This is a genomic window from Aminobacter sp. SR38, assembly GCF_014843375.1.
GTDB lineage: Bacteria > Pseudomonadota > Alphaproteobacteria > Rhizobiales > Rhizobiaceae > Aminobacter > Aminobacter ciceronei.
Genome location: NZ_CP062112.1, coordinates 2047594 through 2063067 on the forward strand (window position 1 = coordinate 2047594; position 15474 = coordinate 2063067).

At 60.5% G+C, this 15474-nt stretch carries 14 protein-coding genes, 1 tRNA gene and 2 pseudogenes; 7 read left to right on the top strand and 10 right to left on the bottom strand.

Annotation, left to right across the window (positions count from 1 at the left end):
• The first annotated feature begins 182 nt into the window (after window positions 1–182).
• Window positions 183–1937 (top strand): ABC transporter ATP-binding protein, encoded by a 1755-nt coding sequence (locus tag IG197_RS09985; RefSeq protein ID WP_067965598.1) that lies wholly within the window; start codon window positions 183–185, stop codon window positions 1935–1937.
• A 71-nt stretch (window positions 1938–2008) separates the two neighbouring features.
• Here IG197_RS09985 and IG197_RS09990 read toward each other — a convergent pair whose 3' ends face one another.
• Both IG197_RS09990 and IG197_RS09995 read right to left on the bottom strand, forming a co-directional pair.
• Window positions 2009–3490, bottom strand: a complete 1482-nt coding sequence (locus tag IG197_RS09990; protein WP_192318557.1) for an aldehyde dehydrogenase — start codon at window positions 3488–3490, stop codon at window positions 2009–2011.
• Window positions 3491–3602: 112 nt separating this feature from the next.
• Window positions 3603–4247, bottom strand: coding sequence for a carbonic anhydrase (locus IG197_RS09995; RefSeq protein WP_192318559.1), 645 nt, complete (start codon window positions 4245–4247; stop codon window positions 3603–3605).
• A gap of 233 nt (window positions 4248–4480) precedes the next feature.
• Here IG197_RS09995 and IG197_RS10000 point away from each other — a divergent pair, with 233 nt between their 5' ends.
• Window positions 4481–4657, top strand: a complete 177-nt coding sequence (locus IG197_RS10000; RefSeq protein ID WP_154386871.1) for a hypothetical protein — start codon at window positions 4481–4483, stop codon at window positions 4655–4657.
• Between the two features lie 161 nt (window positions 4658–4818).
• Window positions 4819–6003, top strand: a pseudogene (locus IG197_RS10005) (integrase core domain-containing protein).
• 44 nt (window positions 6004–6047) lie between these two features.
• Here the strand turns inward: IG197_RS10005 and IG197_RS10010 are convergent.
• Both IG197_RS10010 and IG197_RS10015 read right to left on the bottom strand, forming a co-directional pair.
• Window positions 6048–6124 (bottom strand) — tRNA-Arg (locus IG197_RS10010).
• Window positions 6125–6184: 60 nt separating this feature from the next.
• Window positions 6185–6334: a hypothetical protein gene (locus IG197_RS10015; protein WP_154385906.1), complete on the bottom strand. Its 150-nt coding sequence runs from the start codon at window positions 6332–6334 to the stop codon at window positions 6185–6187.
• Window positions 6335–6639: 305 nt separating this feature from the next.
• On the opposite strand from IG197_RS10015, the gene IG197_RS10020 reads away from it, so the two are divergent.
• From IG197_RS10020 to IG197_RS10030, 3 genes are all read left to right on the top strand, one after another.
• Window positions 6640–6990: a hypothetical protein gene (locus IG197_RS10020; RefSeq protein ID WP_192318561.1), complete on the top strand. Its 351-nt coding sequence runs from the start codon at window positions 6640–6642 to the stop codon at window positions 6988–6990.
• Window positions 6991–7071: 81 nt separating this feature from the next.
• Window positions 7072–7239 carry a hypothetical protein gene (locus IG197_RS10025; protein ID WP_192318562.1) on the top strand — a complete coding sequence of 56 codons (168 nt, stop codon included), beginning with the start codon at window positions 7072–7074 and terminating at the stop codon, window positions 7237–7239.
• Between the two features lie 497 nt (window positions 7240–7736).
• Entirely contained in the window at window positions 7737–9122 is a 1386-nt protein-coding gene (locus tag IG197_RS10030) for an integrase arm-type DNA-binding domain-containing protein (protein ID WP_192318564.1), read from the top strand.
• A 160-nt stretch (window positions 9123–9282) separates the two neighbouring features.
• Here the strand turns inward: IG197_RS10030 and IG197_RS10035 are convergent, their stop codons facing one another.
• From IG197_RS10035 to IG197_RS10060, 6 genes and pseudogenes are all read right to left on the bottom strand, one after another.
• Window positions 9283–10815, bottom strand: a complete 1533-nt coding sequence (locus IG197_RS10035) for an IS66 family transposase (RefSeq protein WP_192318566.1) — start codon at window positions 10813–10815, stop codon at window positions 9283–9285.
• Between the two features lie 69 nt (window positions 10816–10884).
• Window positions 10885–11241, bottom strand: coding sequence for an IS66 family insertion sequence element accessory protein TnpB (gene tnpB / locus IG197_RS10040; RefSeq protein WP_192318568.1), 357 nt, complete (start codon window positions 11239–11241; stop codon window positions 10885–10887).
• Window positions 11238–11678, bottom strand: a complete 441-nt coding sequence (locus IG197_RS10045) for a transposase (RefSeq protein WP_192318570.1) — start codon at window positions 11676–11678, stop codon at window positions 11238–11240. The genes tnpB and IG197_RS10045 overlap by 4 nt, the downstream gene beginning before the upstream one ends.
• Before the next feature lie 328 nt (window positions 11679–12006).
• Window positions 12007–12969: a GAF domain-containing protein gene (locus IG197_RS10050; protein ID WP_192318575.1), complete on the bottom strand. Its 963-nt coding sequence runs from the start codon at window positions 12967–12969 to the stop codon at window positions 12007–12009.
• A gap of 68 nt (window positions 12970–13037) precedes the next feature.
• Window positions 13038–13451: a universal stress protein gene (locus tag IG197_RS10055; protein ID WP_192318576.1), complete on the bottom strand. Its 414-nt coding sequence runs from the start codon at window positions 13449–13451 to the stop codon at window positions 13038–13040.
• A gap of 68 nt (window positions 13452–13519) precedes the next feature.
• A pseudogene (locus IG197_RS10060) lies at window positions 13520–14568 on the bottom strand (amino acid permease).
• Window positions 14569–14780: 212 nt separating this feature from the next.
• On the opposite strand from IG197_RS10060, the gene IG197_RS10065 reads away from it, so the two are divergent.
• Complete coding sequence (locus IG197_RS10065) at window positions 14781–15428, top strand: helix-turn-helix domain-containing protein (RefSeq protein WP_192318577.1); 648 nt, start codon at window positions 14781–14783, stop codon at window positions 15426–15428.
• Window positions 15429–15474 lie beyond the last annotated feature (46 nt).

Consider the following 15474-nt stretch of genomic DNA (forward strand, 5'->3'; position numbering starts at 1 on the left):
TATCGTTTGGTCAACGGTATGCGAAATCGCCGGAAGCGGCAATCTGCGGTAGCCGGCTGTCCACTGGGCCATGGATGCTGCGACAGTAAGCCCGGAGCCTAAGATCAACGACAGTTCCCCTTCGCGGAGAGCTGCTTTATACAGGCCGGCGCGGGGGATTAGCGCCCAAAGGACTTATTGATTTGCCTCGATTTTTTCGTCCGTCGCAGAATCATCTCCTGATCTGGAGACTGGTCAGGGAGTCGTTCCGCCAGCATGCGCTTGGCTACGGCATCGCCATCGTTGCGATGCTTGTGGTGGCCGCCATGACGGCGGCCAGCGCCTGGATCATGCAGGACATCACCAACGAATTCGTCATCGGCAAGGATATCAACCGCGTCTACATGATCGCGGCGATGGTTGCGGGGATCTTCATCCTCAAGGGTGTCGCGACCTTCGTGCAGGCATTTTTCCTGAGCCGCGTCGGCAACTCGATCATCGCCGACCGCCAGCGCAAGATCTATGACCGCATCCTGGCGCAGGGCATTTCCTTCTACCATTCGATCCCTTCGGCCGACCTGATCACCCGCGTCACGCACAATGCGCAGGCGGCGCGCGTTGTGCTCGACGTCATCGTCACCTCGTTCGTGCGCGACCTGTTTTCGCTGATCGGCCTCATAGCCGTGATGGTCTACCAGCAGCCGGTGCTGTCGCTGGTCGCCTTCATCGTCGGGCCGATCGCCATCTTCGGCGTCAACCTGATCCTGCGCCGCGTGCGCAAGATCATGGAGGCCGAATTCATGTCGCTGGCCCAGATCGTGCAGGTGATGCAGGAAACGACCATCGGCGTCAGGATCGTCAAGTCGTTCAACCTGGAAGCGACGATGCGAGTCCGCATGCATCGCGCCGTCTCCGACGTCGAAAGGCGCGCCAACTCCATCGCGGCCCTCGAAGCCGGTACCAGCCCGATCATGGAGACGCTTGCCGGCCTTGCCATCGCCGGCGTCGTGCTGGTCAGCGGCTATCTAGTCGTCCAGGGCGGCCAAACCCCGGGCAGCATCATGTCCTTCATCACCGCGCTTCTGCTGGCCTACGAGCCGGCCAAGCGGTTGGCCCGCTTCCGTGTCTCGCTGGAAGCGGGTCTGGTTGGCGTGCGCATGATGTTCGAACTCACCGACCGTCCGCTGACGCTTGCGGAAAAGCCGGGCGCAGAGGCTCTCGTGCCCGGTTCGGGCAAGATCGAGCTCAAGGACGTCAGCTTCTCCTATGCCGACGGCGAACCGGTGCTGCGCGATCTCGACCTCACCTTCCCGCCCGGCAAGATGACGGCGCTGGTCGGCCCGTCAGGCAGCGGCAAGTCAACGATCATGAACCTGATCATGCGCATGTACGACCCCAGCAGCGGCCAGGTGCTGTTCGACGGCCAGGACATCGCCCATGCCACACTGCATTCGGTCCGCGACCGCATCGCCTATGTCAGCCAGGACACGTTCCTGTTCTCCGGCACGATCATGCACAACATCCGCCTTGGCCGCGACGGCGCCAGCGATGAAGAGGTGATCGCAGCCGCCAAGGCCGCCAACGCGCATGACTTCATCATGGCGCTCAAGGGCGGCTATGACACGCAGGTCGGCGAAAACGGCGCCCTGCTCTCTGGTGGCCAGAAGCAGCGCCTGTCGATTGCCCGCGCAATTCTTCGCGATGCCAATGTTCTGCTGCTCGACGAAGCCACCAGCGCACTCGATGCCGAGTCCGAAGCGCTGTTCCGCGAGGCGCTGGAGAAGCTCTCATCCGGCCGCACGACGATTGCCATCGCGCACCGCCTGTCGACTGTTCACCAGGCCGACAACATCGTGGTGATGCAGGACGGCAAGGCCGTCGAGCAGGGTCGCCATGCCGACCTGATCGAGGCCGAAGGCCTCTATCGCAGGCTCTACGAATTCCAGCTGATGGACTGAATAGACTGCACACAGCCGAAAAAAGAGGCCGCGCCCGGCAGCCGGGCGCAGCTCTTTCGTTGCGGCCGCCCTCAATCGATACGGATGAACACGCCCTTGGTGTTGAGGTATTCGTCGAGATGATCAGTGCCGCCCTCGCGGCCGTAGCCGCTCATCTTGTAGCCGCCGAACGGCACCGCCGGGTCGATCGCGTGATAGGTGTTGACCCATACCGAGCCGGCCTGCAGCCGTCGTGACAGCTGGTGCGCAGTGGCGAGGTCGCGGGTGAAAACGCCGGCGGCGAGGCCGTATGGAGTGTCGTTGGCGCGCCGCACCACCTCGTCGAGTGTGTCGAACGGCAGGGCCGAGATAACCGGTCCGAAAATCTCCTCGCGCGCAATGCGCATGGTGTCGGAGACGCCGGCGAAGACGGTGGGGGCGACGAAGTTTCCTGCAGCCAGCGCGCCTTGCGACAGCCTGGTGCCACCGACGACGAGCCGCGCGCCCTCCTCCGAACCGGCGCGCAGATAGCCCTCGACGCGCTGCAGCTGGCGGGGCGAAATCAGCGGGCCGATCTCGGTCTCGGGGTCGATGCCGTTGCCAATGCGCAAGCCGGCTGCATAGGCGGCCAGCCGCGCGACGAACTCGTCGTGGATCTGTCGCGCGACAAAAAGCCTGGAGCCGGCGATGCAGATCTGGCCGGAATTGGCGAAGACAGACATGGCGGCAACCGGCACCGCGCGCTCGAGATCGGCATCAGTGCAGACGATTACCGGCGACTTGCCGCCGAGCTCAAGCGACACGCGCTTGAGGTTGCCGGCCGAGGCGCGGACAATGCTCTGGCCGGTGGCCGTCGACCCGGTAAAGACGATCTTGTCGACGCCCATGTGCTCGGCGAGCGGCGCGCCGGCCTCGGTGCCGGTGCCGGTAACGATGTTGACGACGCCGTCGGGGACGCCAGCCTCGGCCATCAGTTCGGCGATAAGAAGCGGGGTCAGCGGCGCCTCCTCCGACGGCTTCAGCACAACGGTGCAACCGGTGGCCAAGGCCGGGCCGATCTTCCAGACCGACGCTGCGGTCGGAGCGTTCCACGGGATGATGGCGCCAACGACCCCGATCGGCTCCTTGCGGGTGTAGGAGACGATGTCACCCGGCAGCGAGTTGTCGATGGTCTGGCCGTGCAGCGCCGTGGCCATGCCGGCATAATAGCGCAGCATGCCAAGGACGCGGTTGGCATTGCCCCGGGCACGCGCGATGGGCAGGCCCATGTCAGTGGTGTCGGAAACGCAGATCTCTTCCCAGTGGCGCTCGAACAGCTCGGCGATCCTGAGCAGAAGTTTCTGCCGTTCATGCGGTTTGAAACGGCTCCACGGCCCATCAAACGCATTGCGGGCGGCGGCGACGGCGCGCTCGATATCCTTCTTGCCGGCGCGCGGCACCGTGGCGATGACGACGCCGTTGGCAGGATTGCGCGTTTCCATCGTCTGCCCGGACGCCGCCTCGACCCAGGCGCCACCGATGAACATGCGGCGATGGCTGCCGTCGAGCAAATGACGCGGCTGGGCAATTGTCATGTCTAGGCTCCTGGCCGCGCAGCCATGGGCACAGGCGCCCAAGGCTCATGCGCAAAGCTAGGCCGGAGACGTCAGGCCATTCAAGTCTTTGAAATGAGGCCAGCGGCCAAGGTCAGGCGATGGAGGTGCGCTCGAAATCGCCGGTTTCGCGATCCATGACCCACAACTCGCCGGCCGAGATGTCGAACCAGGCGCCGAACAGCTCCAGCTTACCCTTCTGCTCCAGAATCTTCACACACGGGAAGGTGCGCAGATTGGCGATCGAGTAGCGGATCGAGATGCGCTCGAGGGCCGTCTGGCGTTCGCCCTGGGTCATCATCGTGCTGCCGGTCACGGTCTCGGCGGCCGGTGCCACAAGGCTCATCCACTTGCCGATGAAGTCGCCGGGCGACAGCGGCGCCATGTTGGGGTCGAGAGCTGCACGGATACCGCCGCAACGGCCGTGGCCCATGACGACGATGTTCTTGACTTTCAGCGCCTGCACGGCGAATTCGAGCGCCGCCGAGGTCGAATGGAACTCACCATCCGGCGAATAAGGCGGTACGAGATTGGCGACGTTGCGGACGACGAACAGCTCACCCGGACCAGAATCGAAGATGGTTTCGGGTGCGGCACGAGAATCGCAGCAGGCGATGACCAGGGTCTCGGGCGACTGGCCTTCGCGCGCCAGCGACTTGTAACGGTCCGTCTCGGCCGCGTAGCGACCGTTCATGAAGTTGCGATAACCGGCGAGCAGAGTCTCGGGCAAGTGCGACATGAGCTTGGCCTTAAACAAAATTTGCCGTGGCGGCAAATGCAAATGCAAGCGCGAGGCAACGCCGCCCTGCGGCATTGTTTCCCTATCGTCAGGCAGCCGGATCGGGCTTTACCGCAATGCCACGTGCGCTATGCTGCCGTTACGGCAGCCTGATTGCCGCGTGACCTCGGTCATGCCGCGCCGACCGGCTACCAAGCCGGCATTTTGCCGCCCCAGCCACAAGGAGAGATGTCATGCGCCTGCTCCTCTTCGCCTTCTCGACCGCTATTCTTCTGGCCGCCAGCGCCGGTGGGCCGAAAACAATCATTCGTGCCCAGGCCCAGGAATGCAGCGGCGAAAACTGTCCGCAGCCGAGCGGCCAGGGCAGCGGCAGGGACTGCGAGCACAAGAAGGAAAATACGGTCAGCTGACCGGCGGGCCGGCGAAATGCCTCAGGGCGAGCAGGCAATAGACAAGGCCCAGCCTGCCGAGTGAAGTGACCTGACTGCATTGGTGTGAGCGACCCGAGACATAGGTGACGTTTCGTACCGGACACATGGGTAACACTTTTGGCTTTTGGCCGGAGGTGTTGATGCCGTGGAAGGAGAGTTCGGTGATGGAGGAACGTCTTCGTTTTGTTGCGCGGCTTCTGGATGGCGAGGGCATGAGTGATGTGTGCCGAGAGTTCGGGATTTCCCGCAAGACCGGCTACAAGATCCTCAACCGCTACAAGGACGACGGCCTGGAGGCGCTGACCGACCGGTCACGGCGGCCGGTCCGCTATGCCAACCAACTGCCCTGTCAGATCGAGCAGGCGATTGTGAAGGCCAAGAAGGACAAGCCGCACTGGGGCGCCAGGAAGATCCGTGAGCTTCTGGTGCGCAAGCTGGCCGGCGACGTTCGGCTGCCGTCGACGAGCACGGTCCATGCCGTGCTCGACCGCCACGGCCTTATCACGCGCGCCCGTCAGAGGCGGCGCTGCAAGGCCGAGGGCACGCCGCTGTCGGCGGCATGCTGCTAACGATCTGTGGTGTGTCGATTTCAAGGGCGAGTTCAGGCTCGGCAATCGCCAGTACTGTTACCCTTTGACGGTGACTGACCAGGCCTCGCGCATGATCCTTCTGTGCGAAGCCCTCGAATCAACGCGGGAGGTGCCCGTCGTCGAAGCCTTCGTGAGGTTGTTCAAACAGCGCGGCTGCCGGCGGCGATCAGAAGCGACAACGGGCTGCCCTTCGCCTCTCCCAATGGGCTCTACAATCTGTCCAGGCTCTCGGTCTTCTGGCTGCGGCTGGGCATCGACATCGAGCGCATCAAACCCGGCAACCCGCAGCAGAACGGCAGGCATGAGCGTATGCACCGGACCCTCAAGCAGGAGACGACCCGGCCGCCGGGCATGAACATTCTACAGCAGCAGGCCAGGTTCGATGCATTCGTCAGCGAATTCAATGCCGAACGACCGCACCAAGCGATCGGCATGAAGGTGCCGGACGAACTCTATAAGCCCTCTTCAAGAGCCTATGAGGGGCTGCCAGACCTGCATTACCCCTTCCATGACCGCGACATCCTCGTCACCGCCTGTGGCCGCATCTGCATGCACCGCAAGAAGATCAATATCTCGACCGTGCTCGCCGGCCAGAGGCTCGGAATCACTGAAGTCGACGACGCCATTTGGCTCGTCTCCTTCATGCACTATGATCTTGGCTATATCGACCTCGAACAGAGGACCCTGCAGACCATCGACAACCCGTTCGGCACGAGGTTGTCACCCATGTCTTAGGTACAAACTGTTACCTATGTCTTCGGGCTGTACAGTGAGGAGAGTGGCGCGCCCGAAAGGATTCGAACCTCTGACCCCCAGATTCGTAGTCTGGTGCTCTATCCAGCTGAGCTACGGGCGCGCAACAGGCCATCAAGGAAACGGCCGGGACGCTCCGATCAATCGACCGCAGCGACCGGCGCTAACTAGCCGCTGACTTGGCGAATTGCAAGCCGCCCTGTTCAAACTTTCTGGGAAAAGCTGTCGGCGCCGGATGACGCCAGGGGAGATCCGGTGGCAGGCCGAAACGTTGCCGATCGGCGGCGGCGATGCCGCCGGTGAGCAGCCGCATGAACAATCCTGTTCCGTTGTCGCGGCCAGAGCCGGTACCTTGCATGTCCTCGCCGCGATGGCGGCGCAGCCTCTGACATCCAGTTCGTCAGGATGAAACTGGTACCCAACACGACCTCCTCCATCGTCGAATCCTCCTTCAGCAAAGGACAAGGTCAACAAATTCCGACACCGGCAGAAGGAGGGGATAACTGAAATTTACCTCATGATATCAAAATATTAGATGATTATCGAGTTGCCCCTTGCATGCAGTCTGCTACGATCTCGAGGTTGCCGCCTCGACACTTCTCTGCCGTGAGGAGAGCCATGACATCACAGATGCCCGAGCGGATACTTATCGATGGCAAGCCGCATTTATTACATGCCCTGCCGCTCTATCGCCTGCTTGCTTCCCGCCGGGTCAGAATAAGCGCGCCCGACGAATGGACGACGAATTGTCATCGTCAATACGTCGGCACTTGGGATGTTATCGATGGCAAGTTGTGCCTCGTCGCCTTGAGTACCTATGGTGACCGGGAGCGGCCACTCTCGGATGCCATGCGCAGTTGGTTTTTGCGGCTCGTGCCAGCGACCAGATTTCCAGTAAGCGCCGAGTGGTTCAGTGGTCACCTTCGCATCCCGACAGGACCGATGCTCCTGTGGGGCTTCCACGGTTGATCATCGTGGTTCACCCGCGAGCGAGTCATCACTTGCCGGCGAGGCAGGGTCGTTCGCGACCGCGAGGTCGATACACTGGCCATGCTGGAATGGGCATTGCGCCGATGCGAAGGCTTGAAACAACGTATTGACCCAGAGGACACGCGCGGGGAGCCGCTGACCTGGATTACCGACGACGACTACGAGCACCTGCGCGGAGACTGGTGGCCGCCTGATTGGGAGGGGCAGCGCATTCCAACCAGCCTCTAGTTCTTAGTCGGCCGCGGCGTCGTGCCCTGCGTCACCTCGATGGCCTGCCCCAGTGGCAGCGCCTTGGTGAACATCCATCCCTGAAGGTAGGGCACGCCGCAACTGGCAACGAATTCGAGTTGGTCGGTCCGCTCGCCCCTCCGCAAGCACCCGGCGCAACAGCGTTTGCTCGAATGCAGCGCCACTCAGTCCAGGTCCGGCGTCGTGGACCTCGATGCTGTGGCCTGAGCCATGACGGCGTGCGCTGTCACAAGGAGAAAATGGCGCGCCCGAAAGGATTCGAACCTCTGACCCCCAGATTCGTAGTTCAAAAATGTCAGCGCGAGGCGATATCCTATAGCCCTTCTAACTTCGATGTATACCAAGAATTCAGTTGAAGTTCAATGCTTTATGGTGTACATTTGTACGATGTCGCGCTGAGCCCTCCAGACAGTTCGATTTGCCAAAACCGTTTCAAAAACCGTTTCAAAAACCGCAGGAGTACGCGAGAGGCCGACATGCGTATCTCATTGAACGACAGGACAATCCAGCGTTTGCCATCGCCCGAAAAGGGACGCTACATTGTCCGGGACACCGAGCAAAAGGGTTTCTTCCTAATGGTCGGCGTTCGGAAGAAGACTTTTATGATCCAGGGCGACCTTCGGGAACACGGTAAGCGGGCCTCCACTATCCGAGTCGCGATTGGCGACACTGGGCAGTTTTCAACGCGTGCAGCGCGTGCGGTCGCCAAGGGATATTTGATCCAAATCAGCCGAGGCATACATCCCACGAGCGAAGAGAAAGCCACTAAGGCGTCAATCGTTGCCGATCTAACAAACGAACAAAAGGACGCGCTGGTTGGGGTCACCGTGAAAGAAGCTTGGGCACGGTACAGGATCGCAATGGAGCGGAGGAACCGGAGCGCACGGACAATCGAGAGCTATCGCGACCATGTGGAGCGCATTTTCAAGGACTGGCTGGATACGCCCTTGAAGCAGCTTGGTGACGATCCGGGTCAGGTCTCTGCCAAGCACGACGCCATTAGTGAAAAACACGGACCCTACATCGCGAATGGCAGCATGCGCACTTTCCGCGCGATCTACAATCATGCCCGTAAGACCAATCGCGAACTGCCGGCCGACAACCCCGTCGATAGCGTCGATTGGAACCACGAGAAGCGTCGGGATACTGGAATGGGCATGGCTGACCTGAAGGCCTGGTTCGTCGAGGCCGCGAAACTCGACAATCCCATACGGCGCGAGTTTCATCTGTTCACCCTGCTTTCTGCATCGCGCCCTACGGCCTTGAAAGAGGCTCGGCTCGAGCATCTTGATCTGCGTCGCAGGGTCCTTCACATCCCTCGCCCGAAGGGTGGCGCCGATCGCGCCTTCGACATCCCGTTATCCCGTCAGATGATTAATTGTCTTATGCGCTCCATACGGTGCGGCAGGCAGATGCACCCCTATGAAGCGAATTACTGGCTGTTTCCAGCCGATGGCGCCGATGGTCATCTGGTCGAACATAAAGAGGACCGAGCGGCTCTGTCGAAGTGGGGCAACGAGTTACGCCAAACGTATCGGACAGTCGCGACTCCTGCCGGCGTCTCGGAGCTCGACGCCCGTATGCTAATGAACCATTCGGTCCCTGGTGTGAATTCTGGCTACATCACGCGCCACAAGCTGCTGGAAGATCATCTTCGCGGGCAGCAACAGGCGATCAGCAACACCATCTTCTCAACACTCGGAAATGCGTTGACAGCACAACCAGAACTTCGCGACTGGCTAGGGCTCGGCGCGGCGCGGCGGCAGATTGCGCGGGCTCGAGAAGCATTCGAGCAACGCGAGGTGAAGACGCCGCGAATTGGGAAGACAGCACTGGCGCGACCGACTATTAGCTCAGCGTAATGGCAACCTTGGTACGCGGCGCGATGTACTCGAAGACATATCACAGTCGATCAGGATACCGTATCTCGGCGTCGGGTGAACCTTAAAGGTTATGAATTCAAGCTCCTGCGCGCGTCGACCCAAAGGTCGCACCGGTATCGGTTATATGTAAGCGGTGTTCTCAGGCCACGGCCTTGAGCGCCGGAGCCCGGATGTAGGCCCACGGGAGGAGATCCTCGATCTGGCTGTTGGGATGGCCGTTGACGATCCTGGTGAGCACATCGGCGAGATAGCCAAGCGGCTCGACGTCGTTGAACTTGCACGTCTCTATCAGCGAGGCGATGACGGCCCAGTGCTCGGCGCCGCCGTCGGAGCCTGCAAATAGGGCGTTCTTCCGGTTGAGTGCAATGGGGCGGATCGACCGCTCGACGGTATTGCTGTCGATCTCGATGCGTCCGTCATCGAGGAAGCGGGTGAGCCCCTCCCAGCGTGACAGCGTATAGCGGATCGCCTTGGCGAGCTTGGTCTTCTGGCTGATCAGGCCGAGTTTCTCGCGCAGCCACGGCTCGAGCTCGGTTAGGATCGGCCGGCTCCTTTCCTGGCGCGCGGCACGACGTGCGTCTGCCGGCTGGCAGCGGATGTCATCCTCGACGCGATAGAGTTCTGCGATGCGCCGGAGCACCTCGCTCGCGATGGGCGCGGGGCCGGCCGCGGCGAGTTCGTAGAAGCGCCGGCGCACGTGTGCCCAGCAGAAGGCGAGCGTCGCGCCGCTCTTGTCGGCGAGCACCCGATAGCCACCGTATCCGTCGACCTGCAGGATTCCGGCAAAGCCCGCCAGATGAGCGATCGGTCGCTCCGCCTTTCTGTCCGGCGCATAGACATAGGCGACGCCCGGAGGGTCGCTCCCGTCCCATGGTCGGTTATCACGGGCGTAAGCCCAGAGCTGCCCAGTCTTGGTTTTGCCGCGTCCGGGATCCAGCACCGGCACCGTGGTCTCGTCGGCAAAGAGCTTGGGCGAGGCTTTCAGCTTCTCCAGCAGCCGCTCGTGGACCGGACGCAGATGCCAGGCGGCGCGGCCGACCCAGTCGGCGAGCGTGGAGCGATCCAGATTGATGCCCTGCCGGGCGTAGATCTGCGCCTGGCGATAGAGCGGCAGGTGATCGGCATATTTGGACACCAGCACCTGGGCGACGGTCGCCTCGGTCGGCAGACCGCCTTCGATCAGCCGGGCGGGTGCCGGAGCCTGCACGACCACGTCCTCGCAGGCACGACAAGCGTATTTGGGCCGCCGCACGACGATCACGCGCAGCTGCGCCGGCACGATATCGAGCCGTTCGCTGACGTCTTCGCCGATCCGATGAAGCCCATCGCGGCAGGACGGGCAGCTATGGTCCTCGATGTCGACGACCGTCTCCACGCGCGGCAAGTGTGCCGGCAGCGCGCCACGGTTCGTGCGCCGCGTCGCGGTGCGCTCCCTGCGTTTGACCAGATCGGCACGTTCGGCTTCTTCCTCGCCCGCCGCCTCGATCTGCTCTGCCTCCTCAAGGCCAAGGAGGAGTTGATCCTCAGGCAGGCTCTCGGCCCTGCGGCCGAAGCGGTGGCGCTGCAATTCCTTGATGATCTGGGTCAGGCGAGCATTCTCGACGTCGCGCGCCAGGACCATCGCCTTCAGCACATCCGGATCGTCGGGAAGCTGGTCCGCCGTCATCGCCATGACCGAATGAGACCATATTCACCGGCTCCGGGCGACGGCGGAATCGAGCCTGATTCACTTGGTCGCGGATTAACCCGCCTGAACTGGAACGCGCGTCCGACCCGCTTCGTGGACCCGCCGCCAGTCCAGCCCCTCGAGCAGCGCCGACAGCTGAGCTGCCGTCAGCCGCATCACGCCGTCCTGCACCTTCGGCCAGCGGAACTCGCCATCCTCCAGCCGTTTCGCATAGAGGCAGACGCCGGTGCCGTCCCAGAAGATCAGCTTGATCCGATCCGTGCGCTTGGCACGGAAGACATAGACCGCACCGCTGAACGGATCGGCACCCATCGTCTCGCGCACCAGCGCGGCCAGCCCCTCCGCTCCCTTGCGGAAGTCCACCGGCTTCGTCGCCACCATGACCTTGACGGCACCTGTCGGCCCGATCACGACGTTGCCTTCAGCGCACGGATCACCGCCGCAACCGTCTTGGCGTCGGCTCCCCGGCCAACCCGCATGGCGATGCCGTCGATCTCAAGCTCGATCACACCAGCGTCTCGAGCCGCCTTCCGCTTTCGTGGCCGTGCTGGACGCTTCGGCGCAGGTTCCGGATGCACCGCCGTCACCACCGCCGGCACGAAGGCCGCGGCTTCCTGCTGCGCCGAAGCAGCCTGTTTGCGCGCTTCGCGGCGCCAGGCGAAGACCTGCTGCGGCCTGAGACCATAACGCCGGGCGACTTCGGAAATGATTGCGTTCGGCTCCAGCGTCTCGGCGATGATCCGCGCCTTGTCATCCACCGACCAGTGACGCCGGCCGCCAACACCGTTGATCACCTCAAAACGGCGAGGCTGCCGCTCCGGGTCAAGCGTAAGGTCAAATCCAGACACAAGCCTATCTCCGATCCCAATACAGGATCGGCAACCTCACAGATCGCGACCACTCCCGAAAGGTGGTCCGGAAACACCGCTTACGGTTATATAGAGGCGGCCCTTAATTTTCGCTGCGGTGGTTCGCCCGCCGAAGGACGACATGGCATCTGCGAAGGCCTTCGGCGATGACTCAAGTTCTCGCGCTCGCTTGCCTCGAGTCTAGGCCAACGGAGCGGAAGACAGTTGCGATCCTATTTGCTAGTCCATGGTGTCAGTGCGACTTCACAGTGACGATGTTCGTTGCGCGGTTTACGATTTGCATCTGCCAACACCGTTGCGTGGGAGTTCAGTTTGACCGGATAAGGTCGTACCTATTTAGCTTTCTGTACAATGTTGTGCGAGAAATACCTAGACTCGTTGAAGCCATGGTGATGTTGCCGTGGCAACGGGCCAGGACACGTTGCAGCGCTCCGCGCTCGGCATCATTCAACTCCTTGGCGCTGTCGCACCCACCGAGCAAATCCCGTACCGGTACGGGCTCTGCGAGACTTCTAGACATCAGCCCAAACTCTGAACGGGCCACTCTGTTCGCGCCGACAACCAAATCATCCTCATTGACCGCAAGCATTCCATAGGCGCCCTTCTCAGACGGCACGAGGAGTATCCGCGCCTTGGGGAAACAATGCCTAAAGTTTTCTGCTTCGATGAACCGAGCAGCATCGCTCACGAGCATCGAAATCGGCGCTACGAAATCTTCCGTGAAGTCGGCCCGACAGGACGATACATCGAGCACCGCCGCCAAGTTTCCCTGATGATCGTAAATTGGTGCTGTTGTGCAAGAAAGAAGTGTGTTGCGAGCAAAGAAGTGCTGGTCCCGATGGATCGTCAGTGTTCTGCCTTCGACTAGACAGGTACCAATTCCATTTGTGCCTTCACTTTCTTCGTTCCAAACAGCCCCGAGCCAGAGACCCCACGCTTCAAATAGGTCGTCATCACTAGGGGCTCCGCGCCGCTCCACCGGTATTCCATCCCTATCAGCCAGCAACACACAATAGCCGATATTTCCTAATGCCAGATAGAGGCGGTCGAGAGAAGGTTTGGCAGCACATACGAGCGGTTCGATGCGTTGACGAGCAACCTTGAGTTCGGCATCCGTAAGCCTACGTGGGCCTCTCCGATTATCCGGGTCGAGATGATGTAGTTTGCGGGAGCGGCGCCACGAGGCGACCAAGGCTGATCGGGCGGCATCGTCCGACTCCACAGCCTTATCGACTTTCCGCGCGTGCCTATCAACAAGCGACGAGCGCATCAGTGCCTCCTATGACATTGGCCTTTCTTAGATGAACGACATCAAGGACGCCGACGAAAAGGAACTAGCTATCGCGCGACAGTGACGCTGCAATGTGCACGCACCACGAGATCATGCGAGACCGAGCCGATCACAAAGCGAGTAGCGGCGCTCTTTTCGCCAGTGCCGACAACGATGTGATCCACGCGTTGCTCGTCGGCATAATTCAGGATTGCCGTGGCAACATCTTGGCTTGCGACAGAGACGAGATGCGGGTCAGCATACCCGGTTGCAGCGGCAATCGCTTTTGCTCCGGCCAGCACTTGTTGCACTTTTTCTTCGCCAAACTTGTGAATAGGCGCGCTCCGGCCTTCCAGAGTGACCTGATCAACTACGATCAGGATCAGTTTGGAACCGGTCGCCGCCGCGAGTTGGGCAGCAACGCTTGCAGCCTTACTAGCGTGCGAAGAATCGTCTACACCACATAGGATGGTAGTAGGCATGAAGATCTCCCCTGTTTACTGAATGACCGAAAAGAAGCCCGCGCGAACTGACGCCGCGCGGGTCGATGTTATGCAGGAAGCTGGAAATAGTAGTGGCCGAACAATGTTACTGCCACGCCAAGAGCTAGCGCTAGATAAGGCAGTACGCCTGCTCGTTTTTCTCCCAGATCCTGGCTCTTCAGGCCGAGGTCCACAAGCATGTGATCGGGGAACTTGCCTTTGTCCTGCACATAATGGCGATAGGCAAAGACGGGCAGGATTAGGAGGCCAAAGCCGATTCCATACCAAAGCGCGTTTGGATTGCCCCAGACCTTCGCACCAGCGCCCATAAGCAGGAGATTGAAGTATCCAAGAGCAACGTTCACGGCCACCAGCCAATTCGGCGTGCGATAGGGCCGAGGAATAGTGGGACTGTCGATCCGATGAATCCAGATAGATTGTAGGTTAAGGAAAATGAACATCATATATCCGACGTTCGAGATCGACAGAATGAAATAGTATGCGTTTGTGTCGGATGTGGCGAATGAGAGCAAACCGAGGTTGAAGAATAGGTCCGTCCACATCGCCTTTGTTGGAGCACCATGCTCGTTTGTGTGCGAAAGGTACTTTGGCAGCCAACCGTCGATTCCGCCTTGGTAGAGCGTACGCGAAGATCCTGCCATCGCCATCATGATTGCGAGTATGAGGGCGAGCACCATCATCATCTCGAGAAGGTGAGTAACCAGCACTGAGCCGGTTCCAACCATGCGTCCCATTGCAGCTGCCACGCCCGTACCATCGAGGATACCGACAGCGGGGCGATGAATTTGCTGTAACGAAGCCAAGCGGCCGCGCCATAGACCGCGGCGCCGCCTGACTTATTGGCGAAGAGACCGGCGATCTCTGCATAGCTATATGCTTGGCAGAGGCCAATCAGAACTGAAATCGCCCAGACTAAGAAGGCGAGTTTGCCGGCGGTGGCCCCCATTCCTCCTATCGAAATCATCACCAGCGCGGGCACGCCGCTGGCGATCCAAAACGCACCTTTCCAGTCGATGGCCCGATGCAGTCCCCCGATTTCCCCCCCAGGCTCATCGAGGCTCACCGAGCCTTGCTCAGCTTCCGAAACAGACGACATGAATTCTCCTCCTTACGTCAACAACCTCCCAATTGCCGCCAGCAAATCTGAGGGGCAATTTGTACCACATGTATTTTTATTGCATGTGATACAACATACTTTTAGCCGCATTTCAATGGAAAATGCACGTCAGGCTGAGCTATGCCGCGTTTCGGTTTTGCTTGGTCACAACATCCCGGCTATGATTTTGCTCGAAGCAAACAGGTGGTGGGATGACAACCAAAAAGACCAACGAACAGTCAGGGGCCAAGCGCAAGACACGGGTGCGCCCATCCAGACAATCAGCTGCGCGAGCGCCGTTGGAAGTCCGAATTGGGCAGGTTCTTCGCAATCAGCGAACGGCCGCTAACCTCACGTTGGCCGACGTCAGTGCCGGCGCGGGGATATCGAGCGCCATGCTAAGCCGCATCGAGAACGGCGCTGCTACCGCAAGTCTCGATTCCTTGGAAAAGCTATGTGAGGCCCTCGGTATCGGCATGGCCGATCTTTTCCACCAAACCGACGAGCAGAAAGGTTCAGCGCAACTCATCAAACAGCAAGATCAGGTGGAAGTCGTCCGTATCGGCACCAAACACGGGCACACATATAAACTGCTAGCCTACGGGCGTGGGCCGCGAAAGACTTTCGAGCCATTCTTCATTGAAATGGACAAGAAGAGCAGGTCCTATCCGCGTTTTTCACACCCCGGAACGGAGTTTATCTACATGCTACAAGGGCGCGTTGAATACCGTTTCGGAGAGCACACTTACGTACTGGAACCCGGAGATGCCTTCACCTTCTCCGGACACGTCGTCCACGGTCCCGAACGCATGCTGGATGAATACGCCAAGTTCCTTTCCATCATCATCTACAATGAGTGAGCAAGGCCCGCCGCTTATCCGCTTCGCGTTGGCGGGCCTTGGTACG

Bases quoted from the DNA above. Each gene is read 5' to 3' on its own strand.
- IG197_RS10050 (WP_192318575.1), bottom strand. From the start codon at position 12,969: ATGCGCTCGTCGCTTGTTGATAGGCACGCGCGGAAAGTCGATAAGGCT.
- IG197_RS10055 (WP_192318576.1), bottom strand. From the start codon at position 13,451: ATGCCTACTACCATCCTATGTGGTGTAGACGATTCTTCGCACGCTAGT.
- IG197_RS10025 (WP_192318562.1), top strand. From the start codon at position 7,072: ATGCTGGAATGGGCATTGCGCCGATGCGAAGGCTTGAAACAACGTATT.
- IG197_RS10030 (WP_192318564.1), top strand. From the start codon at position 7,737: ATGCGTATCTCATTGAACGACAGGACAATCCAGCGTTTGCCATCGCCC.
- IG197_RS10065 (WP_192318577.1), top strand. From the start codon at position 14,781: ATGACAACCAAAAAGACCAACGAACAGTCAGGGGCCAAGCGCAAGACA.
- IG197_RS10020 (WP_192318561.1), top strand. From the start codon at position 6,640: ATGACATCACAGATGCCCGAGCGGATACTTATCGATGGCAAGCCGCAT.
- IG197_RS09990 (WP_192318557.1), bottom strand. From the start codon at position 3,490: ATGACAATTGCCCAGCCGCGTCATTTGCTCGACGGCAGCCATCGCCGC.
- IG197_RS10015 (WP_154385906.1), bottom strand. From the start codon at position 6,334: ATGCGGCTGCTCACCGGCGGCATCGCCGCCGCCGATCGGCAACGTTTC.
- IG197_RS10035 (WP_192318566.1), bottom strand. From the start codon at position 10,815: ATGGCGATGACGGCGGACCAGCTTCCCGACGATCCGGATGTGCTGAAG.
- IG197_RS10000 (WP_154386871.1), top strand. From the start codon at position 4,481: ATGCGCCTGCTCCTCTTCGCCTTCTCGACCGCTATTCTTCTGGCCGCC.
- IG197_RS09995 (WP_192318559.1), bottom strand. From the start codon at position 4,247: ATGTCGCACTTGCCCGAGACTCTGCTCGCCGGTTATCGCAACTTCATG.